The organism is Streptomyces sp. NPDC091282, from assembly GCF_044757385.1.
Lineage (GTDB): Bacteria > Actinomycetota > Actinomycetes > Streptomycetales > Streptomycetaceae > Streptomyces > Streptomyces gramineus.
Genome location: NZ_JBIVUX010000004.1, coordinates 720897 through 728296, shown reverse-complemented (window position 1 = coordinate 728296; position 7400 = coordinate 720897). Strand labels below are relative to the sequence as shown.

Here is a 7400-nt window from a genome sequence, read left to right as displayed (position 1 = left end):
AACGTCCGAGGAGGCGTAGGTGAAGATCGGCGTGCAGAGCCAGGACGTGCTGTCCGCACAGGACACGCACGGCCAGGCAGAGAGGGAGCCGGAGCCCCCGCACCTGGAGCACGGCGTGCTCATGGGCACCGGAACCGCCCCCAGCCACCACGGTGAACTGCTCCAGGGGGTGTTCGAGGACGACGGCAGGCTCCGCCGCGGTCTGGTGACGCTGCCCTGCCCGCTGTTCGCCAGCAACGCGACGGTGCGGCTGAGCCGTTGGGAGCCGGAGCTGACGGTCACCCCGTCGTGGAAGACGAAGGCGCTCGCCGCCGCCCGCACCACCCTTGAGGTGCTCGGCATGGGTGCCTACGGCGGGGAGCTGGAGTTGCGGGGCGACGTCGCGGTCGGCCGCGGCCTCGGCTCGTCGACCAGTGACGTGACCTCGGCGATCCTGGCGGTGCTGGCCGCGGTCGGTCGCAACCTCGCGCCGGAGCGGATCGCCAGGATCGCGGTCGCCGCCGAGGCGGCCACCGACCCCCTGATCTACTTCGACCGGATGCTGCTGTTCGCGCACCGCGAGGGCGCGGTCATCGAGGACTTCCACCGGCCGGTGCCACCGCTCGCGGTGGTCGGTTTCTCCTCGACGCAGCAGGAGGTGGACACCCTGGCGCTGCCGCGGGCGCGGTACAACGCCTGGGAGATCGAGTGCTTCCGCGCGCTGCGCGGCCTCATGCGCCGGGCCGTGGCCCGGGGTGACCACCGGGAGATCGGCCGGATCTCCACCGCGAGCGCGCGGATCAACCAGCGGTTCCTGCCGGTGCCGCGCTTCGACCGGTTGCTGGAGATCGCCGAGGAGACCGAGGCGCTGGGCGTGCAGGTGGCCCACAGCGGTTCGGTCGCCGCCCTTCTCTTCGCGCCGCAGCGGCCGGGGCTGGAGCAGCGCACCGCGCTGGCCGCCCGCCGGCTCGCGGAACTGCGCATCACCGACCATTGGCGCTATACAGCCGGGAGCGAGACTCATGTCCCGTACGCACACCAGTCGTAGGGCCTTCACGAGCGTGGTCGACGGCCACGTCCTGCCCAAGGTCATCCAGGTCGGGCCCAACGTGTACGGGGCCGCCTTCCATCTGATGAAGCTGCTGCCCGCCCAGTTCATCCTCACCAGTGCCATCGAGACCGGCGAGCTCGCCGAGGGCACCACGGTCGTGGAGACCACGTCCGGCACCTTCGGGCTCGGGCTGGCGATGGTGTGCCGGCTCAAGGGCATTCCGCTGGTCCTCGTCGGGGACCCGGCGATCGAACCGCCGCTGCGCCGCCGGCTGGAGGCGCTCGGCGCCCGGGTGAGCATCGTGTCCGGTCCCGAACTGCGCACCCGCGGGGTGCAGCAGGCCCGCCTGGACCGGGTGGCCCGCATCCAGGCCCGGCTCGGCTCCTACTACACCCCCGGCCAGTACGACAATCCGCTGAACCCGGTGTCGTACGGCGCGGTCGCCGAACTCCTGCTGGAGAGCATGGGCACGTTCGACGCGCTGGTCTGCCCGGTCGGTTCGGGCGGTTCGTCGTCCGGGATCGGCTCGTTCCTGCGGGCGCTGAACCCGCAGCTGAAGCTGATCGGCGTGGACACCCCCGGCAGCGTGCTGTTCGGCGCCCCCGCCGGGCCCCGGCAGCTGCGCGGTCTCGGCAACGGCCTGGTGCCGCCGGTCCTGGAGCACACGCTGTTCGACGAGATCCACTGGCTGGACGCGGGGACCGCGTTCACCGCGACCCGGCGGCTGCACGCGGAGCACGCCCTGTACATGGGGCCGACCAGCGGCGCCGCGCACCACGTGGCGAGCTGGTACGCCGAACAGCACCCTGAACTGCGGGTGATGGCGCTCTTCCCGGACGAGGGCCACCGCTACACCAACACCGTGCACAACGACGTGTGGCTGCGCCGCAACGGCTTCCTGACCCCGCCGCCCTCGGGACCGAGCACCCTGGACCACCCCGTCCAGGCCGCCGGCAGCTGGTCCCGGTACGCCTGGCAGCGGCGCACCCGCGACGAGGTCGTCGCTCTCGCGGAAGGAGCGGTCGTATGACCCGGGACGTGTTCGTCCTCGTCGAGAGCAACACCACCGGTACCGGACGGCTGTTCCCCGCGGCGGCCCGCGCGCTCGGCCTGCACCCGGTGCTGCTGGCCGCGGACCCGTCCCGGTACGCGTCGGTCGGCGGGGCCGAGGTGGTCCGCACCGACACCGACAGCGTGCCCGCGGTGATCGACGCCTGCCGCCGGCCGGCCGTCGGTCGGCGCGTCGTGGGGGTCGCCACCAGCTCCGACTACTACGTGGAGACCGCCGCGGCGGCGGCCGTCGCGCTCGGCCTGCCGGCCAACTCACCCGCCGATCTGGCCGCGGTCCGCGACAAGGGCACGCAGCGGGCCCGGCTCGCCGCGGCCGGGGTGCGGGTGCCGCGGTTCACGGTGGCCGGCACGGTCGAGGAGGTCCTGGCCGCGGCGGCGCGCACCGGCTACCCGGTGGTCGTCAAGCCGGTCACCGGCAGCGGCAGCCTCGGCGTGCGGCTGTGCGCGGACCCGGAGCAGGCGGCGGGGCACGCCCGCGCCCTGCTCTCCCGCGAGTCCGACGAGCGCGGCAGGCCGGTGCCGCGCCGGGTCACGGTCGAGGAGTTCGTGAGCGGCCCGGAGTACTCGGCCGAGGTCCTCGACGGAACCGTGGCCGGGATCACCGCCAAGCACCTCGGCGCACCTCCCCTGTTCGTCGAGACCGGGCACGACTTCCCCGCCGCCCTGGCCCCGGCCGCACGGGAGGCGATCACCGAGGCGGCCGAGGCGGCCGTACGGGCGCTGGGCATCGCCTTCGGCCCGGCCCACGTGGAGCTGCGTCTCGGCCCGGCCGGTCCGGTCCTGATCGAGGTCAACCCGCGGCTGGCGGGCGGCTGGATCCCCCGGCTGGTACGGGAGGCGACCGGCGCCGACCTGATCCTGGGCACGGTCGCCGCGTTCGCCGGACTTCCGTCCCCGGTGGCCGTGACCGCGGCAGGGGGCGCGGCGATCCGGTTCGTGGTCCCGGCCGAGAGCGGCCGGCTGCGCGGCATCGACGGGGTGGCACGGGCCTGCGCCGTTCCTGGCGTGGTCGACGTGGAGACCTACCGGGAGCCGGGCGCGGAGATCACCGTGGGCGGCGACTTCCGCGACCGGATCGGGCACGTGCTGGCCCGGGGCGCGACCGCCGCCGAGGCGGCCGCGGCCGCCGAGGAGGGCGTGGGCCGCGTCACCGTTTCCCTGGCGGTCCGTCAGGAGGTACGGGCATGACAGACTCCGGACGCCTGCGCAGCGCCGCGTCGCCCGAGATCCGCCGCATGCTCCTGGAGCGGCGGGACCCGCCGCGGCCCTCCTGGAAGACCGAGCTCGACCGGATCACCCACGTCGACCTCGCCCACGTCGTGATGCTCGCCGAGCGCCGGATCGTCGGCGCCGAGACCGCCTCCACCCTGCTCGCGGCCATCACGAGACTGCGCGAGCAGGACTACCGGGCCCTGGAGACCGTGCCCGCCCCGCGCGGCCTCTACCTGGCCTACGAGTCCCACCTGATCGAGACCCTCGGCGACGAGACGGGCGGCGTCCTGCAGACCGGCCGCTCCCGCAACGACCTCGGCGTCACCTGCCTCCAGCTGGCCCTGCGCGAACCGTACCGGCGGCTGTCGGAGGAACTGGCCGAGCTGGGCCGGGTGCTGCTGGAACGCGCCCACGAGCACCGCGAGGTGCTGATGCCCGCCTACACCCACTTCCAGGCGGCGGTGCCGGTCACCTACGGCCACTACCTGCTCGGGCTGGCGCAGGCCTTCGAGCGGGACGCCCGCGCCCTGGCCCAGGCCGGCGAACTGCTGGAGCGGTGCCCGCTGGGCGCCGGGTCGATCGGCGGGACGACCGTGCCGATCAACCCGGGGCGCACGGCCGAACTCCTCGGTTTCGGCGAGGCGGTGCGCAACTCGGTGGACGCCATCGCCACCCGGGACACCGCGCTGCGGCTGCTGTCGGCGGCCGTGGTCCTCGGCGTCACCCTCGACCGGGCCGCCCTCGACCTGCTGATGTGGTCGAGCGCGGAATTCGGGCTGGTGACGATCCCCGACGGGCTGGTCGGGTCGAGTTCGATGATGCCGCAGAAGCGCAACGCGTTCGTCCTGGAGCACGTGCAGGGCAAGTCGGCCGCCGCCCTCGGCGGGCTGACGGCCGCGGTGAGCTCGATGCGGGGTACTCCGTTCACCAATTCCATCGCGGTCGGCACCGAGGCGATGACCCATGTGATGCCGGCGCTGGACGCGACGATCGACGCGGTGAAGATCCTGCGGATGGCCTACGACGGGGCCCGGCCGGTGCCCCGGGCCATGGCGGACCGGGCGACGGCGGGGCTGACCCACGCGACCGCGACCGCGGAGTGGCTGGTACGCCGGGGGGTGCCGTTCCGGCGGGCCCACCACCAGGTCGGGGAGGCCGCGCTCGCCGTCGCGGAGGGACGGGCCGGCTCGCTCGGCGCGGCCCTGGAGGCGAACGGGCACCTGCCGGCCGGCGACTCCGCCGACCTGCGGCCGGAGAGCGTGTGGTGGGCGGCGGAGTTCGGCGGCGGCCCCGGCCCGGCCTCGTTCCGCCGCTGCCACGAACCGCTCGCCCAGAGCTGGGAGGACCACCGCGCCCGGCTGGCCAAGGAGACCGCCCGCTGGCGCGACGCCGACGAGCGCCTGCGGGACGCCGTGGCCCTGGTGCACGGCAGGACGCGGGACACCGCCGCGGCCGCCCGCCCCGATTCCGAGGAGGACACCCATGACGAGCACTGACCGCGGCGCCGCCCCGGCGCACGTCGTCGAACTGCGCAGCGACACCTTCACCCTGCCCACCCCCCGCATGCTGGCGGAGATGACCAGGGCGCCGCTCGGCGACGACGTCTACGGCGAGGACCCCACCGCCCGTGAGCTGGAGGAGCTGGCCGCCGGGCTGCTGGGCATGGAGGACGCCTGCTTCATGCCCAGCGGCACCATGGGCAACCTGGCGGCCCTGCTGGCCCATTGCCCGCGCGGCACCAAGGCCCTCGCGGGCGCCGAGTCCGACATCTACGTCTACGAGGCCGGCGGCGCCTCCTACTGCGGCGGGGTGATCGTCGAGCCGGTGGCCAACCGGGCCGACGGCACCATGGCGCTCGCCGACATCGAGGCCGCCTTCCCGGAGGACCCCGAGGACCCGCAGTTCGCGCTGCCCGCCCTGCTGTGCGTGGAGAACCCGCAGAACCGCTGCGGCGGGCGGGTGCTGCCGCTGGAGTACCTGGCGGAGGTCCGGGCGCTGGCCCGCTCCCGCGGGGTGGCGGTCCACCTGGACGGGGCCCGCCTCTTCAACGCCGCGCTCGTCCTCGGCGTGCCGGTGCGCGTCATCGCCGGTTACGCGGACTCGGTGCAGTTCTGTCTGTCGAAGGGGCTGTCCGCGCCGGTCGGCTCGATGGTCGCGGGCAGTGCCGAGTTCATCCGGTCGGTGCGGCGGATCCGCAAGATGCTCGGCGGCGGCATGCGGCAGGCCGGAGTGCTGGCCGCGGCCGGGCTGGTCGCGCTGCGGGAGATGACGCTGCGGCTCGGCGACGACCACGCCACGGCGCGCCGGCTGGCCGAGGGGCTGGCCGCGCTGCCCGGGGTGGTGGTGGAGCCGGTCGAGACCAACATGGTCTTCTTCCGGGTCGACGCCCCCGGTCTGACCCAGGCCCGGTTCATGGAGCGGGCCTGGGAGGAGGGCGTGCGCCTCGCCGAGCTGGGTCGCGGCCGGATCCGGGCCGTCACCCACGCGGGGGTGGACGACGCCGACGTCGACCGCGCCCTGGAGGTCTTCCAGCAGCTCCTGCTGCCCCGGACCGCCGCCGTCTGACCCCTGCCACGACACCGGCCGCCGTCCGGCGACGGCCTTCTTTCCCCCTTGACCACTGCCACGCCTCATCCGCACCACGGCAACCACCCGCACCACCGCTCCACCCGTTCGAACCCTTCCTTGAAACAGCTCCACCACACGATCGGAGAACCGTCATGCAGCAGAACTCCCAGCAGTGGCTCGTCGTCGTCAACGACGAGGAGCAGTACTCGGTCTGGGCCGCCGACCGGGGCATCCCGCAGGGCTGGCGCGCGGTCGGCGTCAGCGGTCCGAAGGAGGACTGCCTCGACCACATCGAGCGCACCTGGACCGACATGCGCCCGCTGAGCCTGCGCTCCGCCTCGGCCGCCTGACCGCGGGACGGGGGTGGGGGGGGGCCCCCGGGCCCCGGCCCCCCCCCCCCCCCCCCCCCCCCCCCCCCCCCGCCCCCCCCCCCCGCCGGCCCGAGGTTGGGCCCCCCCCCCACCCGCGCGCCCCCGGGCCCGCCCGGCCCCCCGCGGGCCCGCGCCCCCCCCCCGCCCCCCCGCCGGGGGGGGGGGGGGCCGGGGGCCCCGGGGCCCGCCGCCACCCCCGTCCCGCACCCGACCACCAGGACAGGGCACACGCCCGGAGAGGACTTCGCGGATGACCACGGCCCAGCCGCTCACGCCCCGCACGGCCGACGCGTGGGGACAGCTCCTGCTCGACTGCCACACCGCGGGGCTGCCGCGGGACGCCTATTTCGAGATCTGTGAACGCGACGACGGATACATCAGCGGCTACGACGCCGTGGGCTTCTTCACGGGCCCCGACGCCTGGCCGGCGCTGGACCGCTGGGCCTTCTCGCGGTTCCGCGGCCGGGTCCTGGACATCGGGGTCGGGGCCGGGCGGTTCGCGGTCCCCTTCCAGGACCGCGGCGGCGAGATCGTGGGCCTCGACGTGTCGGCCGACGCGCTCGACGTGTGCCGGCGCCGCGGGCTCACGGAGACGTTCCTCGGCACCGTCGACGACCTGCCGGAGAGCGCCCGCTTCGACACCTTCCTGCTGCTGGGCCGCAACCTCGGCCTGCTGGAGAGCCGTGAGCGCGCCCCGCGGCTGCTCAGCGCGCTGGCCCGGCTGGCGCGGCCCGGGGCCCGGATCGTCGGGACCGGGATGGACCCCTATCTGCTCGACGGGGCGCAGCACGCCGAGTACCTCGCGGCGAACCGGCTCCAGGGCCGGATGAGCGGCCAGATGCGGCTGCGGCTGCGGCACCGGCTGCTGGTGACGGACTGGTTCGACTACCTGTTCGCCTCGCTGCCGGAGCTCGAAGCGCTGGCCGAAGGCACCGGCTGGCAGCTGGCCGAGGCCGAACGGCACGGACCGGACTACGGTGTCGTCCTCACCCTGGCCTGACGCCGTGCCGAGCAGCGGCCCCCGGCCCCGGCCCCCCCGGGGGCCCCCCCGGGGGGGGGGGGGGGGGCCGCGGGGCGGGCCCCCCCCCCCCCCCCCGCCGGGCCCCCCCCCCGGGGCCCCGGGGGGGGCCCCCCCCCGGGACCCCCCC

General features: G+C 75.3%; 7 protein-coding genes. All 7 read left to right on the top strand.

Features of this window, described 5'->3' with window-relative positions:
- Positions 1 to 19: 19 nt before the first annotated feature.
- Positions 20 to 1027, top strand: coding sequence for a GHMP kinase (locus ACIQOE_RS22115; RefSeq protein ID WP_351322836.1), 1008 nt, complete (start codon positions 20 to 22; stop codon positions 1025 to 1027).
- Entirely contained in the window at positions 1002 to 2060 is a 1059-nt protein-coding gene (locus ACIQOE_RS22110) for a pyridoxal-phosphate dependent enzyme (RefSeq protein WP_351322835.1), read from the top strand. The genes ACIQOE_RS22115 and ACIQOE_RS22110 overlap by 26 nt, the downstream gene beginning before the upstream one ends.
- Positions 2057 to 3289, top strand: a complete 1233-nt coding sequence (locus tag ACIQOE_RS22105) for an ATP-grasp domain-containing protein (RefSeq protein ID WP_401413135.1) — start codon at positions 2057 to 2059, stop codon at positions 3287 to 3289. The genes ACIQOE_RS22110 and ACIQOE_RS22105 overlap by 4 nt, the downstream gene beginning before the upstream one ends.
- On the top strand, positions 3286 to 4809 hold the full coding sequence (gene argH / locus ACIQOE_RS22100) for an argininosuccinate lyase (RefSeq protein ID WP_351322833.1): 1524 nt from the start codon (positions 3286 to 3288) through the stop codon (positions 4807 to 4809). Before ACIQOE_RS22105 ends, argH begins: the two co-directional genes overlap by 4 nt.
- Positions 4796 to 5878 (top strand): GntG family PLP-dependent aldolase, encoded by a 1083-nt coding sequence (locus ACIQOE_RS22095; protein ID WP_362651335.1) that lies wholly within the window; start codon positions 4796 to 4798, stop codon positions 5876 to 5878. The genes argH and ACIQOE_RS22095 overlap by 14 nt, the downstream gene beginning before the upstream one ends.
- 155 nt (positions 5879 to 6033) lie before the next feature.
- Positions 6034 to 6231, top strand: a complete 198-nt coding sequence (locus tag ACIQOE_RS22090; protein ID WP_351322831.1) for an MbtH family NRPS accessory protein — start codon at positions 6034 to 6036, stop codon at positions 6229 to 6231.
- Positions 6232 to 6502: 271 nt separating this feature from the next.
- Positions 6503 to 7252 carry a class I SAM-dependent methyltransferase gene (locus ACIQOE_RS22085; protein WP_399010896.1) on the top strand — a complete coding sequence of 250 codons (750 nt, stop codon included), beginning with the start codon at positions 6503 to 6505 and terminating at the stop codon, positions 7250 to 7252.
- Positions 7253 to 7400 lie beyond the last annotated feature (148 nt).